20 protein-coding genes are annotated in these 23,422 nt (G+C 65.5%); 13 read left to right on the top strand and 7 right to left on the bottom strand.

Going from position 1 to position 23,422, the window contains the following annotated elements; translation table 11 throughout:
• Positions 1-222: 222 nt before the first annotated feature.
• Positions 223-2,961, bottom strand: coding sequence for a DNA mismatch repair protein MutS (mutS, locus tag I6F09_RS33245; RefSeq protein ID WP_225189896.1), 2,739 nt, complete (start codon positions 2,959-2,961; stop codon positions 223-225).
• A gap of 320 nt (positions 2,962-3,281) precedes the next feature.
• On the opposite strand from mutS, the gene pcaF reads away from it, so the two are divergent.
• The 6 genes from pcaF (at position 3,282) to I6F09_RS33215 (ending at position 9,996) form a co-directional block, all read left to right on the top strand.
• Positions 3,282-4,490 carry a 3-oxoadipyl-CoA thiolase gene (gene pcaF / locus I6F09_RS33240; protein ID WP_225189895.1) on the top strand — a complete coding sequence of 403 codons (1,209 nt, stop codon included), beginning with the start codon at positions 3,282-3,284 and terminating at the stop codon, positions 4,488-4,490.
• A gap of 100 nt (positions 4,491-4,590) precedes the next feature.
• Positions 4,591-5,484: a dioxygenase gene (locus tag I6F09_RS33235; protein ID WP_225153616.1), complete on the top strand. Its 894-nt coding sequence runs from the start codon at positions 4,591-4,593 to the stop codon at positions 5,482-5,484.
• A 123-nt stretch (positions 5,485-5,607) separates the two neighbouring features.
• On the top strand, positions 5,608-6,309 hold the full coding sequence (gene pcaH, locus I6F09_RS33230) for a protocatechuate 3,4-dioxygenase subunit beta (protein WP_225189894.1): 702 nt from the start codon (positions 5,608-5,610) through the stop codon (positions 6,307-6,309).
• The gene (gene pcaG / locus I6F09_RS33225; RefSeq protein WP_225189893.1) at positions 6,310-6,912 is read left to right on the top strand and encodes a protocatechuate 3,4-dioxygenase subunit alpha; all 603 of its coding nucleotides are present in this window, start codon (positions 6,310-6,312) and stop codon (positions 6,910-6,912) included.
• 263 nt (positions 6,913-7,175) lie between these two features.
• Positions 7,176-8,864: a HAMP domain-containing methyl-accepting chemotaxis protein gene (locus I6F09_RS33220; RefSeq protein ID WP_225189892.1), complete on the top strand. Its 1,689-nt coding sequence runs from the start codon at positions 7,176-7,178 to the stop codon at positions 8,862-8,864.
• 70 nt (positions 8,865-8,934) lie between these two features.
• Positions 8,935-9,996, top strand: a complete 1,062-nt coding sequence (locus tag I6F09_RS33215; protein ID WP_225189891.1) for an ecdysteroid 22-kinase family protein — start codon at positions 8,935-8,937, stop codon at positions 9,994-9,996.
• 64 nt (positions 9,997-10,060) lie between these two features.
• On the opposite strand, the gene I6F09_RS33210 is transcribed toward I6F09_RS33215, so the two are convergent.
• Genes I6F09_RS33210 through I6F09_RS33200 form a run of 3 tightly spaced genes read right to left on the bottom strand, consistent with a single transcriptional unit; the run spans position 10,061 to position 13,272 of the window.
• Entirely contained in the window at positions 10,061-11,617 is a 1,557-nt protein-coding gene (locus tag I6F09_RS33210; protein ID WP_249784684.1) for an MDR family MFS transporter, read from the bottom strand.
• A 16-nt stretch (positions 11,618-11,633) separates the two neighbouring features.
• Positions 11,634-12,797 (bottom strand): HlyD family secretion protein, encoded by a 1,164-nt coding sequence (locus tag I6F09_RS33205; protein ID WP_225174246.1) that lies wholly within the window; start codon positions 12,795-12,797, stop codon positions 11,634-11,636.
• Positions 12,790-13,272: a MarR family transcriptional regulator gene (locus tag I6F09_RS33200; protein WP_225134738.1), complete on the bottom strand. Its 483-nt coding sequence runs from the start codon at positions 13,270-13,272 to the stop codon at positions 12,790-12,792. Before I6F09_RS33200 ends, I6F09_RS33205 begins: the two co-directional genes overlap by 8 nt.
• A 155-nt stretch (positions 13,273-13,427) precedes the next feature.
• On the opposite strand from I6F09_RS33200, the gene I6F09_RS33195 reads away from it, so the two are divergent.
• The 6 genes from I6F09_RS33195 (at position 13,428) to I6F09_RS33170 (ending at position 19,628) form a co-directional block, all read left to right on the top strand.
• Positions 13,428-13,922: a transcriptional repressor gene (locus I6F09_RS33195; protein ID WP_036002259.1), complete on the top strand. Its 495-nt coding sequence runs from the start codon at positions 13,428-13,430 to the stop codon at positions 13,920-13,922.
• A gap of 36 nt (positions 13,923-13,958) precedes the next feature.
• Complete coding sequence (locus I6F09_RS33190; protein ID WP_225189889.1) at positions 13,959-14,912, top strand: DMT family transporter; 954 nt, start codon at positions 13,959-13,961, stop codon at positions 14,910-14,912.
• A gap of 13 nt (positions 14,913-14,925) precedes the next feature.
• Positions 14,926-16,209: a flavodoxin-dependent (E)-4-hydroxy-3-methylbut-2-enyl-diphosphate synthase gene (gene ispG, locus I6F09_RS33185; protein ID WP_225189888.1), complete on the top strand. Its 1,284-nt coding sequence runs from the start codon at positions 14,926-14,928 to the stop codon at positions 16,207-16,209.
• A 192-nt stretch (positions 16,210-16,401) separates the two neighbouring features.
• A complete protein-coding gene (locus tag I6F09_RS33180) occupies positions 16,402-17,298 on the top strand; it encodes a TauD/TfdA family dioxygenase (protein ID WP_225189887.1) in 897 nt (298 codons plus the stop codon).
• Between the two features lie 173 nt (positions 17,299-17,471).
• The gene (locus I6F09_RS33175; RefSeq protein ID WP_225189886.1) at positions 17,472-18,809 is read left to right on the top strand and encodes a Rieske 2Fe-2S domain-containing protein; all 1,338 of its coding nucleotides are present in this window, start codon (positions 17,472-17,474) and stop codon (positions 18,807-18,809) included.
• 3 nt (positions 18,810-18,812) lie between these two features.
• Positions 18,813-19,628 (top strand): N-acetylmuramoyl-L-alanine amidase, encoded by an 816-nt coding sequence (locus I6F09_RS33170; RefSeq protein WP_225189885.1) that lies wholly within the window; start codon positions 18,813-18,815, stop codon positions 19,626-19,628.
• Between the two features lie 32 nt (positions 19,629-19,660).
• Here the strand turns inward: I6F09_RS33170 and I6F09_RS33165 are convergent, their stop codons facing one another.
• The 3 genes from I6F09_RS33165 to I6F09_RS33155 all read right to left on the bottom strand — a co-directional run bounded on the left by I6F09_RS33165 (position 19,661) and on the right by I6F09_RS33155 (position 22,766).
• Entirely contained in the window at positions 19,661-21,268 is a 1,608-nt protein-coding gene (locus I6F09_RS33165) for a Na+/H+ antiporter (RefSeq protein ID WP_225189884.1), read from the bottom strand.
• A 46-nt stretch (positions 21,269-21,314) separates the two neighbouring features.
• The gene (bla, locus tag I6F09_RS33160; protein ID WP_225189883.1) at positions 21,315-22,172 is read right to left on the bottom strand and encodes a class A beta-lactamase; all 858 of its coding nucleotides are present in this window, start codon (positions 22,170-22,172) and stop codon (positions 21,315-21,317) included.
• A 219-nt stretch (positions 22,173-22,391) separates the two neighbouring features.
• Positions 22,392-22,766: a nuclear transport factor 2 family protein gene (locus I6F09_RS33155; RefSeq protein WP_036038516.1), complete on the bottom strand. Its 375-nt coding sequence runs from the start codon at positions 22,764-22,766 to the stop codon at positions 22,392-22,394.
• Positions 22,767-22,860: 94 nt separating this feature from the next.
• On the opposite strand from I6F09_RS33155, the gene I6F09_RS33150 reads away from it, so the two are divergent.
• Positions 22,861-23,289, top strand: coding sequence for a GFA family protein (locus tag I6F09_RS33150; RefSeq protein WP_225189898.1), 429 nt, complete (start codon positions 22,861-22,863; stop codon positions 23,287-23,289).
• Positions 23,290-23,422 lie beyond the last annotated feature (133 nt).

The raw sequence follows: 23,422 nt of genomic DNA, 5'->3' as shown, positions 1-23,422 counted from the left end.
CGCCAGGGCGCGGGTCCTACGTCGGTGCTCTAGGCACAGGTGGGCAAGGCGGCTCCCGGCGGATCGGCCCGGCGACCAGCCTACACCAACTGACTGGCCTCCGAACGCCAGAAGGGTACAGGGTGGGCAAAGGTGCGCTCTTTGCGCGCCGTGCCCACCATCTCTCCCCGATCGCTTCATGGAGCGGTGGGCACACTCCGCTTCGCCCGCCCTACGGCACCATCACTGCTTCGGCAGCTTCGCCTTCAGCGCATACAGAGCATCGAGCGCCTCGCGCGGCGACATCTCGTCGGGGTGCAGCGCCTTCACCGCCTCCATCAGCAGCTCCGCTTCGCTCGGCGGCGCGGCTTCAGTGGCGGCGCGCGAAGGGACAGCGAACAGCGGCAGATCGTCGACCAGGGCTCGTGCGGTCTGGCCGCGGTCCTGCGCCTCCAGCTTGGACAGCACCGATTTGGCGCGCGTGATCACCGCCGGCGGCAGGCCGGCGAGTTTCGCCACCTGGATGCCGTAGGAGCGGTCGGCCGAGCCCGGCAGCACCTCGTGCAGGAACACGACGTTGCCCTGCCATTCCTTCACCCGCACCGTGGCGTTGAACATCCGCGGCATTTTTGCCGCGAGCGCGGTCAGCTCGTGATAATGCGTCGCGAACAAGGTTCGGCAGCGGTTGCTCTCGTGCAGATGCTCGATCGCGGCCCAGGCGATCGAGAGGCCGTCGAAGGTCGCGGTGCCGCGGCCGATCTCATCGAGGATGACGAGCGAGCGCTCGCCGGCCTGGTTCAGGATCGCCGCGGTCTCGACCATCTCCACCATGAAGGTGGAGCGGCCGCGGGCGAGATCATCGGCGGCGCCGACGCGCGAGAACAGGCGGTCGACGATGCCGATCCGCGCGCGCGTCGCCGGCACGAAGCTGCCGATCTGGGCCATCAAGGCGATCAGCGCGTTCTGGCGCAGGAAGGTCGATTTACCGGCCATGTTGGGACCGGTGAGCAGCCAGAGCTGGCCTGACTTCTGCGCCGGCGCCGGCGACAGGTCGCAGGCATTGGCGATGAACGGCTCGCCGTTGCGCTTGAGCGCCTGCTCGACCACGGGGTGGCGGCCGGCCTCGATCGCAAAGCTGAGCGAACCGTCGACCTCGGGCCGCACATAGTTCTCGTCCACGGCGAGCTTGGCCAGTGACGTCGCGACGTCGAGCAGCGCAAAGCCTTGCGCCGCGGCGCGCAGATCGTCGCTGATCGCGAGCGCCTTGCCGCAGAGCCGCTCGAAGATCTCGAGCTCGAGGCCGAGCGCGCGGTCGCCGGCATTGGCGATCTTGGCCTCGATCTCCCCTAACTCGGCGGTGGTGAAGCGCACCTGTCCCGCCAGCGTCTGGCGATGGATGAAGGTCGCGTTCAGCGGCGGCGACATCAGCTTGTCGCCGTGCTGGGCGGTGACCTCGACGAAATAGCCGAGCACGTTGTTGTGCCGGATCTTGAGACCCTTGACGGAGGTCGCATCGGCGTAGCGCGCCTGCATCGAAGCGACCACGAGGCGCGAGGCATCGCGCAGGTTTCGCGCTTCGTCCAGCGCCGGCTCGTAGCCCTGACGGACGAAGCCGCCGTCGCGCTTGATCAGCGGCAGCTGCTCGTCGAGCGCGCTGGCGAACTCGGCAGCGAGCGCGCGCGACGGCCGCTGCAGCGCCGCCATCACCGCCGCGATTTCCTGTGGTGGTTGATCCAGCTCGGAGAGGCGCGTCAGCACCTGGTCGGCGGCGATGATGCCGTCGCGGATGCCGGCGAGGTCGCGCGGCCCGCCGCGGCCGACCGAGAGCCGAGCCAGAGCGCGCGACATGTCGGGCGCGCCGCGCAGGATGCTGCGGATGTCCTCGCGCGCGGCGGAATCGGCCACGAAGGTGCTGACCGCGTCTAGCCGCCGCGCGATCGCCGGCGCATCGGTCAGCGGCGCCGCCAGACGCTGCGCCAGCAGGCGCGAGCCCGCCGAGGTGACGGTGCAGTCGATCGCGTCGAGCAGCGAGCCGCGGCGTTCACCGGCGAGGGTGCGCGTCAGCTCGAGATTGGCGCGCGTGGCCGGATCGATCGCCATGGTCGCGCCGGAGGCCTCGCGCGCGGGCGGCGACAGCGGCGGATGCTTGCCGACCTGGGTGCGGTCGACATAGGTGACGGCGGCGGCCGCGGCGGTGGCTTCCAGGCGCGTCAGCTGCGCGAGCCCGTCCATGGTCGCGACGGCAAAATAGTCGCAGAGCCGCTTCTCGGCGGTGGCGCCGTCGAAGACGTCGCGGGTCAGCGGCGTCACGGCCGGCAGCTCGCGCAAGGTCTGGCCGAGCTCGTTGTCGCCAAAGAGCGCGTCGGTGACGATCGCCTCGTTCGGGTTGATGCGCGCCAGCGTCGCGGCGAGCTCGCCGCCCGAGACCTCGGTGACCATGAATTCGGCCGTCGAGATGTCGATCCAGGCAAGGCCGAAGCGGTCGCCGCCGGCGGAGGAGCGGGCGCGCGCGATCGCCAGCAGGTAATTATTGGCGCGTGCATCCAGCAGCGTGTCCTCGGTCAGCGTGCCCGGCGTCACCAGCCGCACCACGCCGCGGCGTACCACGCTCTTGTTGCCGCGCGCTTTCGCCGCGGCAGGATCCTCGGTCTGCTCGCAGACCGCGACCCGATGCCCGGCGCTGATGAGACGATGCAGATAATCCTCTGAGCGCTCGACCGGCACGCCGCACATCGGGATATCCGCGCCCTGGTGCTTGCCGCGCTTGGTCAGGACGATGCCGAGCGTCCTCGAGGCGATCTCGGCATCCTCGAAGAACAGCTCGTAGAAGTCGCCCATCCGGTAGAACAGCAGCAAGCCCTGATGCGCCGCCTTGATCTCCAGATACTGCTCCATCATCGGCGTGACGCGCGCGGCAGCCTCGGCCTGCGGCGCGGGCGTGTCATCGGCGGGCGGAACTTGTATCGGCTGTTGCATCGTCATGGGCGGCGCAACCTACAAAATTTCGGCACCTGCTCCTATTTGCTTTGCCGGGGAAGCGAAGGTTTTCCACGTTGTCCGTGTAGCGCATGCGGCTGCCACATTTTCCGCCGTCATTCCGGGATGCGCCGGAACGGCGCAGGCCCCGAATCCATCGGGCCGCACGTCACGCCGACAAATGGATTCCGGGTTTGCGCCAAATGGCGCGCCCCGGAATGACGTCTGCTCCGCGAAACCGTCAATTGACCTGCCGCGGGCGCCCTCCTAAAACTCCGCCGACATTGAAGAATTTGGCCGGATCGCGGCATTCAGGGAGAACAACGATGCGTGACGTCTTTATCTGCGATGCCGTGCGGACCCCGATCGGCCGTTTCGGCGGCTCGCTCGCCAAGGTGCGCGCCGACGATCTCGCCGCCGCCCCGATCAAGGCGCTGATGGCCAAGCACCCCAATCTCGATTGGGCACAGGTGGACGAGGTGTTCTTCGGCTGCGCCAACCAGGCCGGCGAGGACAATCGCAACGTCGCGCGCATGGCGCTGCTGCTGGCGGGCCTGCCGGATTCGGTTCCCGGCCAGACTCTGAACCGGCTCTGCGCCTCGGGCCTCGATGCGGTCGGCGCCGCGGGCCGCGCCATTCGTTCCGGCGAGATCGATCTCGCGATTGCCGGCGGCGTCGAATCGATGACCCGCGCGCCCTTCGTGATGGGCAAGGCGCAGGAAGCCTTCTCGCGCTCGGCCGAAATCTTCGACACCACGATCGGCTGGCGCTTCATCAATCCGCTGCTGAAGGCGCAGTATGGCGTCGATGCGATGCCGGAGACCGGCGAGAACGTCGCCGAGGAGTTCCAGGTCTCGCGCGCGGACCAGGACGCCTTCGCCATCCGCTCGCAGCAGCGCGCAGGCGCAGCGATCGCCGCCGGCTATTTCGCGGAAGAAATCACGCCCATCACCATTCCCGGCGGCAAGGCCGGCCCGATCACCATCGACAAGGACGAGCATCCGCGTCCTGAGACCACGCTGGAAGGTTTGGCAAAACTGAAGCCGATCGTGCGCAATGCCGGCACCGTCACGGCCGGCAACGCCTCCGGCGTCAATGACGGCGCCGCCGCCATGATCCTGGCCTCGGAAGCCGCGGTCAGGAAGCACGGCCTGACGCCCCGCGCCCGCATCCTCGGGCTCGCCTCGGCCGGCGTGCCGCCGCGGATCATGGGCATCGGCCCGGTGCCGGCGACCCGCAAGCTGATGGAACGGCTGGCTAAGAAGATCAGCGATTTCGACCTGATCGAGCTGAACGAAGCTTTCGCTTCGCAGGGCATCGCCTGCATGCGCCAGCTCGGCGTCGCCGATGACGCCGATTTCGTCAATCCGCATGGCGGCGCCATCGCGCTCGGCCATCCGCTCGGCATGAGCGGCGCCCGCCTCGCGCTCACTGCCGTGCACGGCATGGAGAAGCGCGGCGGCAAGCTCGCACTCGCCACCATGTGCGTCGGCGTCGGCCAGGGCGTCGCGGTTGCGATCGAGAAGCTGAATTGAACTCTCTCCTTCACCTCTCCCCGCTCTTCGCGGGGAGAGGCGAAGTGCCCGGGCTCGCGCATTTCTCTCGCGTTCCGGAAAGACAGGGAGAAAATAGCCTGTGATCATCGAGCGCGAGAAGGACGTCACGGCCGCGGCCCTGGCGGTAATGGAACGGACATCCGATCCGCGGCTGCGCGAGATCATGGTCTCCCTGGTCAAGCATTTGCACGCCTTCGTCCGCGATGTCAGGCTGACCGAGAAGGAGTTCCGCGACGCCGCGGCGATTGTGGCCGAGCTCGGCAAGCTGACCACCGACACGCATAACGAAGTCGTGCTGATGGCGGGGTCGCTCGGCGTCTCCTCGCTGGTGTGCCTGCTCAATAACGGCGATCAAGGCAATACGGAGACCGATCAATCATTGCTCGGGCCGTTCTGGCGGTTGAATTCGCCCCGGGTCGAGAATGGCGGATCGATCGTGCGCTCGGAGACACCGGGGGCCACGCTGTTCGTCAGCGGCCGCGTCGTCGATCAGGACGGCCGGCCCGTCGCCGGTGCCGAGGTCGATGTCTGGCACGCCTCGCCGGTCGGCCTCTACGAGAACCAGGACCCCGAGCAGGCCGACATGAATCTGCGCGGCAAGTTCACGACCGATTCTGACGGGCGCTTTTCCTTCCGCTCGGTGATGATGGTCGGCTATCCCATTCCGACCGACGGTGTCGTCGGCCGCCTGCTCGCGGCGCAGGCCCGCCACCCCTATCGGCCCGCGCATCTGCATGCCCTGATCTTCAAGCCGGGATTCAAGGTGCTGATCTCGCAGGTCTATGATCCCAGCGACCCCCATATCGACAGCGACGTGCAGTTCGGTGTGACACAGGCGCTGATCGGCAAGTTCGTGCGCCACGATACGCCGCATCCGACGGCGAAGGACGCCTCGTTGCCTTGGTATTCGCTCGACCATACCTACCGGCTCGAGGCCGGAGAGGCCGTGCTTCCGCGTGCGCCGATCAGGTAGCAGCGGCCGGCTGCCATGCGCGGGAACGCCGCCAAACCGGCTTTCCCAAATTAGTTATATCCTATAATGATTGGCGGAAGAGTTGACCGGCCGGACCGAAAACGGCCGGGGAGGAGTTCGCCAATGACATTCATCTATCCCACCGGCAGCAACGCGGCGCATCCGCTGCCGCTGTCGCCCGACTACAAGAGCTCGATCAAACGCGCGCCGAACAAGCCCTTGATTCCGATGCCCCATACGCTGTCGGAGCTGACCGGGCCGGTCTACGGCCACGAGACCGTGCGCGAGGGCGACAACGACCTCACCCGCCAGCACGCGGGCGAGCCGCTCGGCGAGCGCATCATCGTGCACGGCCATGTCCGCGACGAGGACGGCCGCGGCGTGCCGAACTCGCTCGTCGAGATCTGGCAGGCCAATTCCTGCGGCCGTTATGTCCACGTTCGTGATCAGCATCCGGCGCCGCTCGATCCGAATTTCACCGGCGCGGGCCGCACCGTGAGCAATGCGTCCGGCTATTATCGCTTCGTGACGATCAGGCCTGGCGCCTACCCTTGGGGCAATCATCATAACGCCTGGAGGCCTGCGCACATCCATCTGTCGGTGTTCGGCCATTCCTTCGTCACGCGCCTGGTGACGCAGATGTATTTCCCGAACGATCCCTTGTTCGCGTTCGACCCGATCTTCAACTCGGTGCCGGACGAGAAGGCGCGAGCGCGGATGGTCTCGTCGTTCGACTTGGAGAATACCCAGCCCGAATGGGCGCTGTGCTACCGCTTCGACATCGTGCTGCGCGGCAAGGACGCCACCCCCATGGAGAACCATTAAGTGCAAGAGTCCGCGAAGCCCGACGGGATCACCCCATCGCAGACGGTCGGTCCGTTCTTCAAATACGGCCTGACGCCGACCGGCGAGTACGCCTGGAACGACGCGTTCACCAATTCGACGCTGACGCCCGATGTCACCGGCGATCGCATCCGCATCGAGGGCCGGGTGTTCGATGGCGACGGCGTGGCCGTCCCCGATTGCATGCTGGAGATCTGGCAGGCGGATGCGCAGGGCCGCTTTGCCGATCCCCAGGACAAGCGCGCGCTGCCGAATGCGAGCTTCCGCGGCTTTGCCCGCTGCGGCACTGACAAGGACGGCAACTATTCCTTCGAGACCATCAAGCCGGGTGTCGTGCCCGATCCTGCTGGCAAGCCGCAGGCGCCGCACATCCTGGTTGCGGTGTTTGGCCGCGGCATGCTCAGGCATCTCTACACCCGCATCTATTTCAGCGACGAGGCCGGCAACGCCGCCGATCCCGTGCTGGTGCTGGTGCCGGCTGACCGCCGCGCCACGCTCACTGCGGTCCGCGAGGCCGGCAAGCCGGTCTACCGGCTCGACCTGCACCTGCAGGGCGACAACGAGACGGTGTTCTTCGACGTATGAGGGCAGGGCGTGCCGGGGAGGCCTGCTCCTCGGCACACATATCTCATTCGGCGCATCGGAGCCGGTGCTGCGTTGCCGCATCAGACTCGAACGTTGATTTTGCGCGGTTGTGCGTCAGCCTCGCTGACTCAATACCGATGACTTGACGCCTAATCTCCGTATTCATGCGGGGTTCGTGAAATACAATTCCGGCGCGAATCAATCCCGTATTTACCGTAGTCGTCTAGGGTGGCCGCAGTTTCGACGCCGACCTGGATTGTTTCATGAAATTTCGTCTGTCCTTGTCCTCTGCGATCGTCGCGTTTGGCATCGTTCTCGCCATTGGTTTCGCCGCCGTTGTTTCGACCAGCCTGTACGCCCTAAAAGAGCTCAAGGTCGGCGGTCCGCTCTATTCCGACATCAAGCTCGGCAATGACCTCATCGCCGACATCCTGCCGCCGCCCGAATACATCATCGAAGCCTATCTCGAGGCGACGCTGGCCATGCGCGAGCCGGATCAGCTGGCGGCCCACGGCGAGCGTCTGGTCCAGCTCCGCAAGGACTACGACGAGCGCAAGGCGTTCTGGGTCTCCTCCAGCCTCTCGGCCGACCTCAAGACCGCGCTGGTGTCGAAGTCCGATGCGGAGGTGCAGAAATTCTGGAAGGCATCGGATCAGCTTCTGCCCGCCCTCAAGGCCAAGGACGCGGCGGCTTCCGAGCGCGTCTATGCGCAGCTCAAGGAGGCCTATACCGCGCATCGCGCCGTCATCGACAGCATCGTCGAGAGTGCCAACAAGCGGAATGCCGCCATGGAGAAGCTGGCCGCGGACCGCGACAGCGCGATGCTCTATATCCTCCTCGGCGTCTCCATCGCCGTCCTCGCCTTCGTTACCGCCGGCCTGCTGGGTGTTGCCCTCGGCGTGGTGCGCCCGATCGTGCGCATGACGGACACGATGCAGAAGCTCGCGACGGGCGATCTGGCCGCCGAGATTCCGTTCGCGCAGCGCCAGGACGAGGTCGGCTCGATGGCGGGTGCGCTTGTGGTGTTCAAGCAGGCGGCGGTCGAGAACTCCCGTCTGCGCGAGGAGCAGTTGCGGCAGGAACAGGCGGCGGCGCTCGCCAAGCGCTCCGCCCTGCACCAGATGGCCGAAACGGTCGAGCGCGAGACCGGCCGCTCGGTCGATACCGCGACCGCGGCGACGCTGGGCGTGGAGCAAGCCGCCTCCGGCCTCTCTGAGATCGCAAAGTCGCTCTCTGCGCAGTCGCAAGCCGTGGCGGCGGCCTCGACCCAGGCGCTCGGCAGCTCGCAGGCCGTCTCCGCTGCGGCCGAAGAGTTGAGCGCCTCGATCCGCGAGATCACGAGCCAGGTCGCGCGGACCAGCACCGTCACCAAATCGGCGGTCGCCGGCCGCGAGCAGGCGCGTTCGACCATTCAGGCGCTGGCCGGATCGGTGAAGAAGATCGCGGAGGTCTCCGACCTCATCGGCGGCATCGCAGGCCAGACCAACCTCCTCGCGCTCAACGCGACGATCGAGGCGGCGCGCGCCGGCGAGGCCGGCCGCGGCTTCGCGGTGGTTGCCGCCGAGGTGAAGTCCCTGTCCGACCAGACTGCCAAGTCCACCGAGGAGATCGGCCGGCTGATTGCAGAGATCCAGGCCTCGACGCAGGCCGCGGTCGACGCCGTCGAGGCCATGGGAGGCCACATCATCGAGATCGACGGCGTGGCGACATCGGTCGCTGCCGCAATGGAACAGCAGGATGCCGCGACCCGGGAGATCACGCGGTCGATTTCCGAATCGGCCTCCGCCGCACAGGAGGTCTCGGCCAAGATCGGCGACGTCAGCCGCGATGCCGCCTCCGTCAACCAGCGCGCCGCGGATGTGAGGCAGGCGATCGCCGGGATGACGGCCAATCTCGATCAACTGCGCGCGATTGTTGTGCGGACGGTGCGCGACTCGACCGCCGCAGCCTGAGCCGGCGGCAGCCGCTGGTGCCCGGGCATGTGATCGTGCAGTATGACGTGGGACAGGGGCATCGTGGTTCATGACATCTCCACAATTGCCGGCGGTCGTTGAGCCCGCCCGACTGACGGCCGCGCTGCGCCGGGGCGGCGCGCTGGATGCAGGCGCCGTCCGCGAGGTGAAGGTGCTGCATCAGCGCGACACAGTGGTGTCGCATATCGTCAGGCTCGGGCTGCGCTATGTCGGCGAGTCCGCCGGTGCTCCGCAGTCGCTGATCCTCAAGACGCCCAATGCCGCTTTCGCCAAGCGCCTCGCCAATGGCGGCCGGCGCGAGGTGGGCTATTACACGCAGCTGGTGCCGCAGATGCCGCCGGGACTCGTGCCGCGCTGCTTTGATGGGCATTTCGACGAGGACAGCTTCGCCTGGCATCTGCTCCTGGAAGATCTCACCGACAGCCACGAGCTCGCGACGACCTGGCCGGTGCCGCCGTCGCGCGAGCAGACGTTCGCCATCGTCACGACGCTGGCGCGCTGGCATGCAGCCTGGTGGGACCATCCGAGCCTCGGCGACACCGTCGGCACCTGGGCGAGCGTGGAGGACCGCGCGCAACGCATGGAGACGTTCGCGGGGCTTTACGACCGCTTTGCCGATCTTCTCGGCGATCGCCTCAGCGAAGAGCGGCGGATCCTCTACCGTCGGCTGATCGACCAGTCGGAGCGGCTGTCCCAGCGTTACCATGCACGCCGCCACCTCAGTATCACGCATGGCGATGCCCATGTCTGGAATTTCCTGCTGCCGCGCACGGGAATCGATGACACCGTGCGCATCTTCGATTTCGATCTGTGGAGCATCGACGTTCCGACGCACGACCTCGCCTATATGATGGCGATGCATTGGTATCCGGAACGCCGGCAGGCGCTCGAACGGCTGCTGCTCAATCTCTACCACGACACGCTGATCGAGAGCGGCATCACCGGCTACACCCGCGGCGCGCTCGATCGCGACTACCGCTGGGCGGTGCTCTGGCAGATCACGCGGCCGGTCTGGCAGTGGAGCATCAACATCCCGCCGCTGATCTGGTGGAATAATCTGGAACGGGCGTTTGCGGCCGTGGACGATTTGGGCTGCGAGGAGCTGTTGTAGCGCTGTTGTGTCCCGGACGCGGTGCAACGTGTAGCGCTGCGCTGCGTCCGGGGCCCGAGATCCGCTACTCCATCACCGCATGCTCCGGCCCCGCCGCCTGCTTGCGCAGCGTGGCTTTGGTCGAGCCGATCAGCAAAGCGAGCGGGATGGTGCAGAGGATGAAGAGCATCACTAGCTGGTAGTCGTGCGCGAAGGCGATGATCTGCGCCTGCACGTTGACCATTCTGTCGGCCATGGCGCGGCCGGTGTCGGTCGACAGATTGATGATGCCGCTGACGCCGGGCATCTGCAGTGCGTGGTTGAACGGGTTGATGTGCTCGGACAAGATCGCGTAGGTCCATCGCGTGCCTTGCGTCAATTGCGCGATGACGACGGAAATGCCGACCGAGCTCGCGACGTTGCGCATCAGGGTCAGCATCGCGGTGCCGTCGGTGCGCAGCTCGTTCGACAGTGTCAGGAACGCCACGGTCGAGAGCGGCACGAAGACGAGGCCGAAGCCAAAACCCTGGATGACGCTGACGGTGACGATCTCCGGCACCTGGGTCAGATCGGTCCAGCCGGTCATCTGGAACAGCGAGCCCGCCGTCAGCGTCAGGCCGCAGATGATCAGCGTGCGCGCCTCGATATAACGCATCATGCGGCCGACCAGCATCATGGCGAAGAAGGTGCCGATGCCGCGGGTCGCCAGCAGCAGGCCGGCGGTGATGATGGGATAGCCGATCACGTTCTGCATGTAGGGCGAGGCGAGCGCCATGGTGGAGAACAGGACGAGCCCCATCACGATCATGAACAGGCAGCCGGTGACGAAGTTGCGGTCCCGGAACAGGGCGAAGCGGATGAAGGGGGTCGAGGTCGTGAAGGAATGCGCGAGGAAGAAGTAGAAGGCGGCGGCCGAGACGATGAACTCGGCGAGGATCTCGTTCGATTCCAGCCAGCCCAATTGCTCGCCTCGGTCGAGCGCGAGCTGCAGCGCGCCGATCGCAACCGCCAGCGCGGCGAAACCGAACCAGTCGAATCTGAGGCTGATGTTCTTCTCGTTCTCGTCCATGAAGACGATCAGCCCGAGCACGGTGATAGCGCCGAACGGCAGATTGACGAAGAAAACCCAGTGCCAGGAATAGGTCTCGGTGAGCCAGGCCCCGAGCGAGGGGCCCATGATCGGGCCCATCATCACGCCCATGCCCCAGATCGACATGGCCTTGGCGCGCTCCTGAAGCGTGTAATAGTCGAGCATGACCGATTGTGACAGCGGCACCAGGGCGGCGCCGAACACGCCCTGCAGCAGGCGGAACAGCACCATCTGGTTGATGTCCTGCGCGAGGCCGCACAGCACCGATGCCATGGTGAAGCCGGCCGAGCAGATGATGAAGATGCGCTTGCGGCCGAAGCGGTTGGCGATCCAGCCCACCGGCGCCGTCATGATCGCGGCGGCGACGATGTAGGAGGTCAGCACCCAGTTGATCTGGTCCTGCGAGGCCGACAGCGTGCCCTGCATGTAGGGGAGGGCGACATTGGCGATGGTCGTGTCGAGCGCCTGCATGATGGTCGCGGTCATGGCGCAGATCGTCACCATGTTCCGGCGCAGGCCGGGGACCATCAGGCTGGCATTGGGGCCGGACATCGCGCCAGTCCTTGTCTTATTCTTTATCCTGGCCCGCGGTCGCGGACAGGCCGAGGAGGCCGGCAAGCGACCGCCGATGACCGGTGTCGATGGTGGCGTAGACGCTCATGCCGGCTTTCAGCTTCCGCACATATTTGTCGGTCTCGTCAAAATAGATGCGGATCGGCACACGCTGCACCACCTTGACGAAATTGCCCATGGCGTTCTGCGGCGGCAGGATCGCGAATTGCGCGCCGGTGCCGGGCGAGAGCGAGCCGATCTTGCCCTTGAAGACATGGTTCGGGAACGCGTCGACCTCGAGCGTGACGGACTGGCCTTCGGTGACATAGGTGAGGTCGCTCTCCTTCGGATTGGCGTCGACCCAGGGATGGGCGACGTCGATGATGGAGAACACCGGCGTGCCGGCGGGCACATAGCGGCCGAGCTGAATCTGCTCGACCTGCGTCGCCACTCCATCCATCGGCGCGCGCAGCACGGTGTGGTCGAGGTTGCGCTGCGCGTCATCCAGCTTGGCTTTTGCCTGAGCGTAGGGCGGGAATTGCTCGAGCGGCAGATCAGGGTTGCCGAGCAGCTGGGTCTTTGCGTTGGAGAGCTGCTGCTTGATGTACTGCGCCTGCGCCCCGGCGGTGACCAGTGCGTTGGAGGCGTTGTCGAGATCGAGCTGGGAGCCGAAATTGTTCTTCACCAGCGCCTGCTTGCGCTCGACGTCGCGCTGCTTCAGATCGATGCCCTGCTGGGCGAGGCCCAACATGTCGCCGTAGATCTTGATGTTGGCGACGAGGTTGTCATAGGTCGTGCGCGCCTGCGCGAGCTGCGCCTTGGTCTCCTCGACCGCGAGGCGGAAAGGAACCGGGTCGATCTCGAACAACTCGTCGCCCCGCTTGACCGACTGGCCCTCCTTGACGACGACCTTCAGGATCTTGCCGGAGATGTCGGGTGTCACCAGCACCTTCTGTGCGCCGACATAGGCATCGTCGGTGCCGACATAGCGGCCCCCATGCAGATAGAAGGTGATGCCGCCGATGGCGACGATGACAGGCAGCACGACCAGGAGCAGGAAACGGCGATAGCGGCGCAGGCCCGCCAGCAGGCGGCGGCGCGGATCGGTGCCGGCCTTCTTGGTCGGCTTGCCGCTGTCGCTCTTCTGCTCGGGCTGCAACTTGACGACCTGATCAGCCATGGCGCTGCTCCTTGCGTGCTTGCTCCGCGCCGGATGCCTGGATCGCGGTTCGCACGTTTTCCTTGATGGTTTCGAGCTGGGTGAGGAGGCGGTGCGCGTCCGCCGGATTGATGCCGTCGAGCGCGTTCGCCGTCAGCTCCGACTTCAGGCCGCTCATGCGGCCGAGCAATTGCCGCCCGGCCTTCTTGAGGTACAGGCGCTTGACCCGGCGATCCGAAGCGTCGCTGCGGCGCTCGATCCAGTCGTTGTCGCAGAGCTTGTCGATCAGCCGTGTCAGCGTGATCGGCTGCATCTCCAGGAGCTCGGCGAGCTCGGACTGCTTCATGCCCTCGCTGCGCTCCACCTTGGCCAGCACCGCCCATTGCGCCCGGGTGATGCCGAAGCGCGAGGCCTCCTTGTCGGCATAGACGCGCAAGAGGCGATAGAGCTCACCGAGCGTGAACAGGAAATTCTGGTCGACCGACCCGCGCGTCATGAGCGTCGTCTCCAATAAGCTTGAATATTATAAGCAAGCTTATGATTAATTCACGGACCGGGGGCGCGGTGCTGTCCCGCGGGAGGAGCATGGCTGGCAGCCGGACGGCTCGTCGTGCTTTGGGTTCCCCCGCCGGAATGCTAGAAGACGGCGACATGAGCCTCGCAAAGCCGGCATTCCCCGCGCCCGACCATGATCACGGCCGCTGCACCGCGGACGCGCTTGCGCATGCCGAGGTGGTCTGCCAGCAGCGCGCGCAGAAATTCACGCCGATCCGCCGCCAGGTGCTGGGTGCCTTGCTCTCCAGCCACCGCCCGCTCGGCGCCTACGAAATCATCGACGAGCTTGCCAAGTCGATGGCGCGGCCGGCACCGATCACGATCTATCGTGCGCTCGACTTCTTGATGGCCAACGGCCTCGTGCATCGCATCGAAAGCCGCAACGCCTATCTCGCTTGCGCAGCCCACGACCACGATTCGACCTCCGCGGTGGCGTTCCTGATCTGCGAGCGCTGCGGCCTGGTCGGCGAGATCTCCTCGGCGTCCTTCGCCAAGGACCTCAACGCCGCCGCGCGCAGCTCAGGCTTCGCGCCAAAGCTGTCTGTGGTGGAGATCACGGGCGTCTGCACGCATTGTCAGAAAATGTCTTGAAGCAACAACGGCGCAAAGCCGGATTTTTGGGAAGAAATGTCCGCACCTCAAGCCATACCGTCCGCCGGCCGTCCCCTCAGTGCCGGCGCCATCGCCCTGATGCTCATGCTGTGCCTGACCTGGGGATTCAACCAGATCGCGGTGAAGCTGGTGCTGCCGGACATTCCACCCATGCTTCAGGCCACCATCCGCTCGATGGGCGCGCTGCCGGTGCTGTTCCTCATCGGCACCTTTCGCGGTGTCAATTTTTTCGAACGTGACGGCACCTGGAAGCCGGGCCTGATCGCCGGGCTGATGTTCGGCATCGAATTCGTGTTGATCTTCCAGGGGCTGCACTTCACGTCTGCTTCTCGTGCGGTGGTGTTCCTCTACACCGCGCCGTTCTTCGTGGCGCTCGGCTCCTACCAGGTGCTCGGCGAGCGTCTCGGTGGCGCGCAATGGCTCGGCCTTGCCATCAGCTTTGCCGGCGTCGCGCTTGCGATCGGCGTGCCCCAGCCCAATGTCGATTCGCAGGTTCTGCTCGGCGATCTCATGATCGTCGGGGGCGCCGCGCTGTGGGCCGCGACGACGCTGGTTGCCAAGGGCACGCGGCTGCGCTTCGCCGCGCCCGAGAAGGCCCTGGGTTATCAGGTCGCGACCTCGATCCCGATCCTGGGGCTGGCGGCCTGGCTGTTCGGCGAATCCATCACCCACACTCCGTCGCCGCTGTCGCTCGGCCTGATGGCCTTCCAGGCGATCTGGGTGGTCGGAACCACGTTCACGCTTTGGTTCGCGCTGGTGAAGGCCTATTCGGCCAGCAAATTGTCCGCTTTTACCTTCATCACCCCTTTGTTTGGCGTGGTGGGTAGCTATTTCATCATGCACGACACCCTCAGCCTGACATTCGGGGCCGCAGCGGTCCTTGTAATTGCTGGGCTTTTTCTGGTTAACCGTCCCAGCCCATCGGTTGCGGCGCCGCGCGATGCATTGCTGAACGTCACCAAAACCTGATATTTGGACCGCCATGAACAAGTTCGAAAACCCTCTCGATTCAGACATTGCGGGCCCGGCGCCCCGGCACCGGACCACCCAGGTCAAGGTCGGCAACGTCACTGTGGGCGGCGGTGCGCCGATCGTCGTACAGTCGATGACCAACACCGATACCGCCGATGTCGAAGGCACCATCGCCCAGGTTGCAGCGCTCGCGCGCGCCGGCTCCGAAATGGTCCGCATCACCGTGGACCGCGAGGAGGCCGCAGCCGCCGTTCCGCACATCCGCGACGGCCTCGCCAAGCGCGGCATCACCACGCCGCTGATCGGCGACTTCCACTATATCGGCCACAAGCTGCTCGCGGCCTATCCGGCCTGCGCCGAGGCCTTGGCCAAATACCGCATCAATCCCGGCAATGTCGGCTTCAAGGACAAGCGCGACACCCAGTTCGCCGACATCATCGAGATCGCGAACAAGAACAACAAGCCGGTGCGCATCGGCGCCAATTGGGGCTCGCTCGACCAGGAGCTTTTGACCAAGCTGATGGACGAGAACGCGGCCTCGCCCAATCCGCGCGACGTGCGCGCGGTGACGCGCGAGGCCATGGTGCAGTCGGCGCTGCTCTCGGCGGCGCGCGCCGAAGAGCTCGGCATGCCCAAGGACCGCATCATCCTCTCGGCAAAAGTCTCGGCGGTGCAGGATCTCATCGCGGTCTATCAGGATCTCGCGTCCCGTTCGGACTACGCCATCCATCTCGGTCTCACCGAGGCCGGCATGGGCTCCAAGGGCATCGTTGCGTCCTCGGCCGCGCTCGGCATCCTCTTGCAGCAGGGCATCGGCGACACCATCCGCATCTCGCTGACGCCCGAGCCCGGCGGCGACCGCACCCGCGAGGTGCAGGTCGGCCAGGAGCTCCTGCAGACCATGGGCTTCCGCACCTTCGTGCCGCTGGTTGCGGCCTGCCCCGGCTGCGGCCGCACCACCTCGACCACGTTCCAGGAGCTGGCCCGCTCGATCCAGGATTTCATCCGCGACGAGATGCCGACCTGGAAGACGAAATATCCCGGCGTGGAAGAGCTCAACGTCGCGGTGATGGGCTGCATCGTCAACGGCCCCGGCGAGTCCAAGCACGCCAATATCGGCATCTCGCTGCCCGGCACCGGCGAAGCGCCGGCCGCGCCCGTCTTCGTCGACGGCAAGAAGTTCCGCACGCTGCGCGGCCCGACCATCTCCGCCGACTTCAAGGCGCTGGTGATCGACTACATCGACCAGCGCTACGGCCAGGGCGCCAAGGTGCCGGCGCCTGCGGCGGAGTAGGGGTCGCTCAAAAGTTGGAATTGTAAGGCGGGTTCGCGAAGCGTAACCCGCCTTATTTTTTGCGGGCCGTAGCCCGGATGGAGCGGAGCGAAATCCGGGGCGCTGCCCACCGCAGAACGATTGCTCCCGGATTGCGCTTCGCTCCATCCGGGCTACGATGGCTCCCAATCAACAACGATCGGGAGACGCGCCATGAGCTCACTCGCCGGCAAGCAGGGCCCGCGCTATCGCCACACGATTGACGACGGCGCTCCTTACGAAACCATCGCGGTCGAGAAGCTCACCCCGATCATCGGCGCGGAAATCTCCGGCGTTGAGATCGGCGAGCTCGTCTCGGACGATGCCCGCTCCAACCGGCAGATGGACGAGATCCACCGCGCGCTCGCCGAGAACCTCGTCATCTTCTTCCGCGACCAGCACATCACGCCGCAGCAGCACCTCGCCTTCGGCCGCAAGTTCGGCGAGCTGCATTTTCATCCCGCAGCTCCCCACGAGGACGAAGACCCGGCCTTGATGAAGATCTATGCGGACAAGAACTCGCCGCGCGCCAATGGGGAGGGATGGCACTCCGACGTGTCCTGCGATCTCGAGCCGCCGATGGGCTCGATCCTCTACATCAAGCAATGCCCGCCGCGTGGCGGCGACACCCTGTTCGCCAACATGTACGCGGCCTATGAGGCATTGTCAGATCGCATGAAGACGTATCTCGACGGTCTCACCGCGCTGCATGACGGCGAGCCGATCTATCGAGGGCTCTATGCGAATTATGGCGTTGCCGATCGCCCCTCCTATCCGCATGCCGAGCATCCCGTCGTGCGCACACATCCGGTCACGGCTAAGAAGGCGCTCTACGTCAACCGCGGCTTCACCCGCCACATCAACGGCATCCCGCGCGACGAGAGCGATGCGATGCTCGCCTATCTCTACCAGCACGCCGAAAACCCGCTGTTCCAGTGCCGCTTCCGCTGGACCGAGAACGCCATCGCCTTCTGGGACAACCGCTGCACCCAGCACCGCGCGATGTGGGACTACTGGCCACACACACGCTCCGGCACGCGCGTGACGGTGAAGGGGGATCGGCCGGTCTAGGACGCGGTGCCGTAGGGTGGGCAAAGGCGCGTTAGCGCCGTGCCCACGACTTCTCATCAAATAGGCAGGACGTGGGCACGCTTCGCTTTGCCCACCCTACGAGAGCCGTTCTTGCGTTGACGTCTTTCCGCTCCCGCGCCAATCTTCCCAAAAACAAATCGGGAGGATTTTCCATGCTCCGCGCCGAGGACAACAAATTTCTGACCGAGTCAGGTGCAGGCACCGGCATGGGCGAGCTGCTGCGCCGGTTTTGGATTCCCGTCCTCCTCTCGGAAGAACTCCCCGAGCCCGACGGCGAGCCGAAGAAGATCGTCGTGCTCGGCGAGGAGCTGCTCGCCTTCCGCGACACGCGCGGCATCGTCGGTGTCATCGACCAGTACTGCCCGCATCGTGGCGCCAATCTCTGGCTTGGGCGGAACGAGGAATGCGGCATCCGCTGCGTCTATCACGGCTGGAAGTTCGACACCGACGGCCGTTGCGTCGACATGCCGACCTCCTATCCCGATCTCAACGCCAAGGATCTCATCCGCATCAAATCCTATCCGGTGCGCGAATGGGGTGAGATGGTCTGGGCCTATATGGGCCCGCTTGAAGCCATGCCCGAGCTCCCCGATCTCGAGATGGCGCTGCTGCCAGCCTCGCATCGCTACGTCAGCAAGAAATGGCAGGACTGCAACTGGGTGCAGGCGCTGGAAGGCTCGATCGACACGGCGCATTTCACCTTCGCCCATCTCTCCTTCGACAAGGAGGAGAACGAGATCCTCGACATCAAGAAGCATTTCGTGAATCCGCTCTCGCGGATGTCGAGTGACCACATGCGCTGGATTGCCGAGGACCCGCGTCCCGTGATCAAGGTCGCTCCGCACGCGGCGGGGCTGACGATTGCCGGCGGCCGGCTTACCGGCAGCGACAACATCTACTGGCGCATCGCGCAATTCCTGATGCCGTTTCACGCCTACGCGCCGAGCGCGATGCCGGGAGAGAACATCTTTGGGCAGACCTTCGTGCCCGTCACCGACACCAATTGCTGGATCTATACCTACGCCTGGAATCCGGAGCGGCCGCTGACGAAATTCGAGCGTGACGCCTATGACCGCGGCAACGGCGTGATCGCGGAGGTCGACGACAATTACGTGCCGCTGCGCCACAAGGGCAACGACTACCTGATCGATCGCACGCTGCAGAAGACCCGCAGCTACACTGGCATCAAGGGCGTCTCCGAGCAGGATGCCGCCGTGCAGGACAGCCAGGGCCCGATCGCCGACCGCACCCGCGAGCATCTCGGGCCGACCGATCTCGGCATCATGCATTTCCGCAAGACCGTGATGGATCTTGCGCGCGCACTGCAGCAGGGCGAGCCGCCGCCGCAGGCCGCGCATCAGGACCGCTACGCGGTGCGGTCCGGCGCCTGCGTCACCAGCAAAGCCAAGGATCTGCCGGACGTGATGCTGGAACGGTTTGGCGACGTCACCGGCTTTGTCGGCCGTCCCAGGATTGCAGCGGCGGAGTGACGCGTGAGGCAATCGCGCAGCATCGTCGCAGGCCTCACTGCCGCGATCCTGTTGTCATCGCTCGCGCCGGCCAGCCGCGGCGAGGCCGCCGCCGCGCGAAAAGTCGCGAAGGCCAAACCGAAACAGCCGCAATCATCGGCCAAATGCGAGATACCTAAATTCCGGATCGTCGTGGATGTCGGCCACACCCCGGATTCCTACGGTGCATTGAGCGCGCGCAACGATCCGGAGTTCGGCTTCAACTTCCGCCTCGCACGGCTGATCACGGCCAAGCTCAAATCCGAGGGCTTTGCCGCAACCCGCCTGCTGGTCACCGATGGCAAGGCACGGCCGAGCCTGTTCAAGCGCGTCGGCGCTGCGAATGAAGGCCGCGCCGATCTGTTCCTGTCGGTCCATCATGATTCGGTGCCGGACAAGCTGCTCGAGATCTGGGAATTCGACGGCGCAAAGAGCTATTTCAGCGACCGGTTTTCGGGCCACTCGCTGTTCGTGTCGCGGCAGAATCCGCACTTTGCCACCAGCCTGATGCTGGCCCGGATGATCGGCAAGCAGCTGAAGGAGCAGGGCCTGCATTATGCCAGTCAGTACACCCTGCCGGTGATGGGCCGCTACCGGCGCCAGCTGCTCGACAGGGACGTCGGCGTCTACCGCTATGACGGGCTGGTCGTGCTGTCGCGCACGCGCAGCGCCGCCGTGCTGCTCGAGGCCGGCTCGATCATCAATCGCGACGAGGAAATGGAAATGAACTCGCCGGAGCGGCAGGAGGCCGTCGCGGGCGCCGTTGCGGCTGCGATGAGGGAGTTTTGCGAGAAGCGGTAGTTGGCTCAGGTGCGCTCGCAATGACGAGGAAGCTACAGCGGCCCGGCCCGATATTCCCTGTTCGCCAGGCTCGCCTCCTCCAGATCCAGATCGCGCTCGATCCGCCGGCGCGTCTCGTCGGTGATCTGGCCGTCGCGCAGCAGCTTGTGGATGAATTTGCGCTCGGCGGCGATCAGGTCGCGGGTCAGAGCGGTGCCGGCGGCAGAGATGTCGTGACGGTCGGGATCGAGCGAGTCCGGGAGCTGGTTGAGGCGGATGTCGTGGCGGGCGCGCAGCAGCCGCATCACCTCGTCGGAAACCTCTTTTTCCGCCGTGAGCGCGTCGAGCGATTTCAGCGCGGCCTCCAGCGCCTGACGGCGCGCGGCGATCTCCGCTTCGTGCTCGGCGGCATGCTCGTGCCGACCCGCTTCGGCGACGCCGAGCCACCGCACGATCGGCGGCAGCGTCAGGCCGACCCCGATCAGAGTCACGAAGATGACGCCGAACGCGACGAACAGGATCAGGTCGCGATACGGAAACGCTTCGCCGTTCGGCAGCGTGAACGGCAGCGCCAGCGCGGCGGCCAGCGACACCGCGCCGCGCACGCCGGTGAAGGCGAGCACGAACGGCCATTGCCATGGCGGCGAAGGATCGCGCTCGCGCAGCGACTTGGACAGCATCCGCGGCAGATAAGTCGCGGGATAGAGCCAGGCAAAACGTGCGATCACGACGATCACCAGCACCACGGCGATTGCGATGAGAATGTCGTCGAGCGGAAAAGTCTTCGATTTCTCGTAGAGCGCGCGCATCTGGAAGCCGGTGAGCAGGAACAACATGCCCTCGATCAGGTAGATCACGAGATCCCAGAAGAAGATGCCTTGCAGGCGCGTCGCCGAGGAGATCAGCAATGGGCCGTTCCAGCTGACATAGAGCCCGCAGGCCACCGTTGCGATCACGCCGGAGCCGCCGACATGCTCGGGCAGCCAGTACGAGACATAGGGCGTGATCAGCGACAGCGTCAGCTCGACCTGCGGATCTCCGGACCATTTGCGGAAGCGCAAGGAGAGCCAGCCGACGCCGATGCCGAAGGCGATCTCGCCGGCGACGATGAGGAGGAATTCACCGGCCGCGAGCGGCAGCGAGAAGTGCCCGACGAGTATCGCGGCGAGCGCGAAGCGGTAGAGGATCAGCGCGGTGGCATCGTTGGCGAGACCTTCGCCTTCGAGCACGACCAGGATGCGGCGCGGCATGTTCAGCCGGCGGGCGATCGCGAGCGGCGCCACCACGTCGGGCGGCGCGACGATGGCCCCGAGCAGGAAGCCGACGGTCCAGGGTAGGCCGATCATGTAGTGTGTGGCGGCCGCCACCATCGCCGCGGTGAAGATCACGGCGCCGACCGCGAGCAGCACGATCGGACGCAGGTTCTTCTTGAATTCGCGCCAGCTCATTGCGACGCTGGCCGAGTAGATCAGCGGCGGCAGCACCACCAGCAGCACCAGCTCCGGCGGCAGCTCCACCGTCGGCATGCCCGGCACGAAAGCAAGGCCGACGCCTGCCAGCATCAGCAGGATGGCCGGGGCGACGTTGAAGCGGCGCGCGGCGAGTGCCACGCCTGCGAGCACGGCCAGCAGGATGAGAAAGGTCTGAAACTTCGCTTCCATGATGGTCTGTCTTGACCCGGAAGCGACAGCTACGTCAATGCGCGGCTCACGCCAGCCGTTCGGCCACCATCCGACCAATCCGCGCGAACGCGGATGCGATCTGCGCTGCGCTCGGCGTGCCGCCCTGGGTATAGGCCGCGATCAGGATCGGCGTGTCCGGCTTCGGCCAGGCGACCGCGATATCGCCCGAGGCATCCTTGCCGTTGTTGCCGGTCTTGTCGCCGATCTTCCAGCCTGCCGGGAGTCCGCCACGCAGGCGGTTTGCGCCGGTCTTGCAGTTCACCATCCAGTCGGTGAGCAGGACCCGCGAAGCAGGCGACAGCGTCTCGCCCGTGACCAGCCGGCGCAAATTTCCCGCCATCGCCACCGGCGTCGTGGTGTCCCGGGGGTCGCCGGGCTGCGAACGGTTGAGCTCGGGCTCGTTGTGGTCGAGCCGCGAGGTGGTATCTCCGAGCGACCGCCAGAAGGCGGTCAGCGCGGCGGGGCCGCCGATCCGCGCCAGCAGCAGATTGGCGCAGGTGTTGTCGCTGAGCTCGACGATGGCCTTGCACATCTCGCCGACCGACATCTTGCCGGCCGCGAGATTTTCCCTCGCCACCGGCGCGTATTCCAGCAGATCCGCCTGACCATAGGGGATCATGGCCGCGAGCTGCTCCTCGCCGCGATCGACCCGCGCCAGCACGCTAGCTGCGAGCGAAGCCTTGAACGTCGAGCACATCACGAACCTTTCGTCGGCGCGCCAGGCGAGCTTCTTGCCAGTTGCGAGATTCTCCGCATAGAGCCCGATCCGCCCGCCGCTCTCGCGCTCGTAGGATTCGAGCTCTGTCGGCGCCTCCGCAGCAAGCGCAGGTGAAGCGGCCAACCAGGCGAATGAGGCGAGCAGGGAGCGGCGGTCGAGAAGCATGGTGATTTCCAGGCGAGCAAGGGTGGGAGATGGAGCGGGCGCTGCATCCGCGTTGTCATTGCGAGCCAACGGGTCCGCGCGAAGCGCGGCCCGATGACAGGCTCAGCGAAGCAATCCAGACTGTCTCCGCGGTGAGATTCTGGATTGCTTCGCTGCGCTCGCAATGACGGAGAATTGGATAGCGAGTGCGTCCGAATTCGGGCAGCGGAACGGCGCCCGTCACTCCCTCAAATCATATCGGTACGACTTCGACACGATTTGCCAGCCGTCGGCGAGCTTCATCGCCACCAGATAATCGGTGAAATAGCGCGGCGGCAGCTGGCAGCGCACCTTGATGAAGGCGGTCTTGTCGTCCGAGCGGTCGATGGTGACGATGAAGTCCTCGCGCGGCTTGCCTTCGGCCTTGGCCGAAGCGCGCTTGCGCACGCGGTCGAGCCAGTCCGGCACGGTCAGAACCTGGAGCTCGCCCTTCTCGACCCAGCGCAGATCGGCGGAGGGATGGAAGATGGCGCCGAGCTTGTCGGCGTTGCCCTCGTAAAGTCCGTCAAAATAGGATTGCACGACGGCTTCGACGCTCGACCGGTCCTGGCTCATGGGTCGTTCCTTTGCATGATGGCTTCGGGCCAACTTAGTCGGACACGTCGAAATGCGCTATGGGTGTGTCAGCGATTTGCGCGAAGGCGTCACGATGACAGAATCAGAGAATTCGAATGCTCGCATTCTTGTCGGCGAATGCTTCTGCCGCGCCGTGCGCTTCGAGGTGCCCGATGCATTCGCCTATGCGATGAACTGCCACTGCTCGAACTGCCGGCGCACCACCGGTGCCGCCTTCAAGCCCTTCGCCGGCATCCGGCAAGACAGGCTTCGCATTGTCAGGGGTGGCGACCTCCGGATGATTTTCGGCGACGACACCACCCATGACGCGCATTGTGGCCGCTGCGGCTCGCTGCTCTATTCCCGGGTCCGCGAAGGAGAGTGGGTCCACGTTGCCATGGGAACCCTGGTCGATGCCCCCTCGATCCGGCCGAGCGCCCATATTTTCGTCGGCTCGAAGGCGCCCTGGCATGAAATTACGGACGATCTGCCGCAATATCGGGAGCACATCGGGGTTGTCTGATGGAACCCGGTCCGCACCGCCGTCCGTTGGCGAACCGCGACAGCGCTGGCGCGACAAACAAGAGAGGTCGTACGGCCTGCCGCCGGGTCCGCTTCGTGACCTCCATCACAAGCGCCGGCGGAGGATGTTGCTA

It is taken from the genome of Bradyrhizobium sp. IC3195, from assembly GCF_020193585.1.
Taxonomy (GTDB): domain Bacteria; phylum Pseudomonadota; class Alphaproteobacteria; order Rhizobiales; family Xanthobacteraceae; genus Bradyrhizobium; species Bradyrhizobium yuanmingense.
This window is presented reverse-complemented; position numbering and strand designations above follow the sequence as displayed.

Excerpts from the sequence above, each read along its gene's own strand:
- mutS (WP_225189896.1), bottom strand. The coding sequence starts at position 2,961 with ATGACGATGCAACAGCCGATACAAGTTCCGCCCGCCGATGACACGCCC.
- pcaF (WP_225189895.1), top strand. The coding sequence starts at position 3,282 with ATGCGTGACGTCTTTATCTGCGATGCCGTGCGGACCCCGATCGGCCGT.
- pcaH (WP_225189894.1), top strand. The coding sequence starts at position 5,608 with ATGACATTCATCTATCCCACCGGCAGCAACGCGGCGCATCCGCTGCCG.
- I6F09_RS33220 (WP_225189892.1), top strand. The coding sequence starts at position 7,176 with ATGAAATTTCGTCTGTCCTTGTCCTCTGCGATCGTCGCGTTTGGCATC.
- I6F09_RS33215 (WP_225189891.1), top strand. The coding sequence starts at position 8,935 with ATGACATCTCCACAATTGCCGGCGGTCGTTGAGCCCGCCCGACTGACG.
- I6F09_RS33210 (WP_249784684.1), bottom strand. The coding sequence starts at position 11,617 with ATGTCCGGCCCCAATGCCAGCCTGATGGTCCCCGGCCTGCGCCGGAAC.
- I6F09_RS33205 (WP_225174246.1), bottom strand. The coding sequence starts at position 12,797 with ATGGCTGATCAGGTCGTCAAGTTGCAGCCCGAGCAGAAGAGCGACAGC.
- I6F09_RS33200 (WP_225134738.1), bottom strand. The coding sequence starts at position 13,272 with ATGACGCGCGGGTCGGTCGACCAGAATTTCCTGTTCACGCTCGGTGAG.
- I6F09_RS33195 (WP_036002259.1), top strand. The coding sequence starts at position 13,428 with ATGAGCCTCGCAAAGCCGGCATTCCCCGCGCCCGACCATGATCACGGC.
- I6F09_RS33190 (WP_225189889.1), top strand. The coding sequence starts at position 13,959 with ATGTCCGCACCTCAAGCCATACCGTCCGCCGGCCGTCCCCTCAGTGCC.
- ispG (WP_225189888.1), top strand. The coding sequence starts at position 14,926 with ATGAACAAGTTCGAAAACCCTCTCGATTCAGACATTGCGGGCCCGGCG.
- I6F09_RS33180 (WP_225189887.1), top strand. The coding sequence starts at position 16,402 with ATGAGCTCACTCGCCGGCAAGCAGGGCCCGCGCTATCGCCACACGATT.
- I6F09_RS33175 (WP_225189886.1), top strand. The coding sequence starts at position 17,472 with ATGCTCCGCGCCGAGGACAACAAATTTCTGACCGAGTCAGGTGCAGGC.
- I6F09_RS33165 (WP_225189884.1), bottom strand. The coding sequence starts at position 21,268 with ATGGAAGCGAAGTTTCAGACCTTTCTCATCCTGCTGGCCGTGCTCGCA.
- bla (WP_225189883.1), bottom strand. The coding sequence starts at position 22,172 with ATGCTTCTCGACCGCCGCTCCCTGCTCGCCTCATTCGCCTGGTTGGCC.
- I6F09_RS33155 (WP_036038516.1), bottom strand. The coding sequence starts at position 22,766 with ATGAGCCAGGACCGGTCGAGCGTCGAAGCCGTCGTGCAATCCTATTTT.
- I6F09_RS33150 (WP_225189898.1), top strand. The coding sequence starts at position 22,861 with ATGACAGAATCAGAGAATTCGAATGCTCGCATTCTTGTCGGCGAATGC.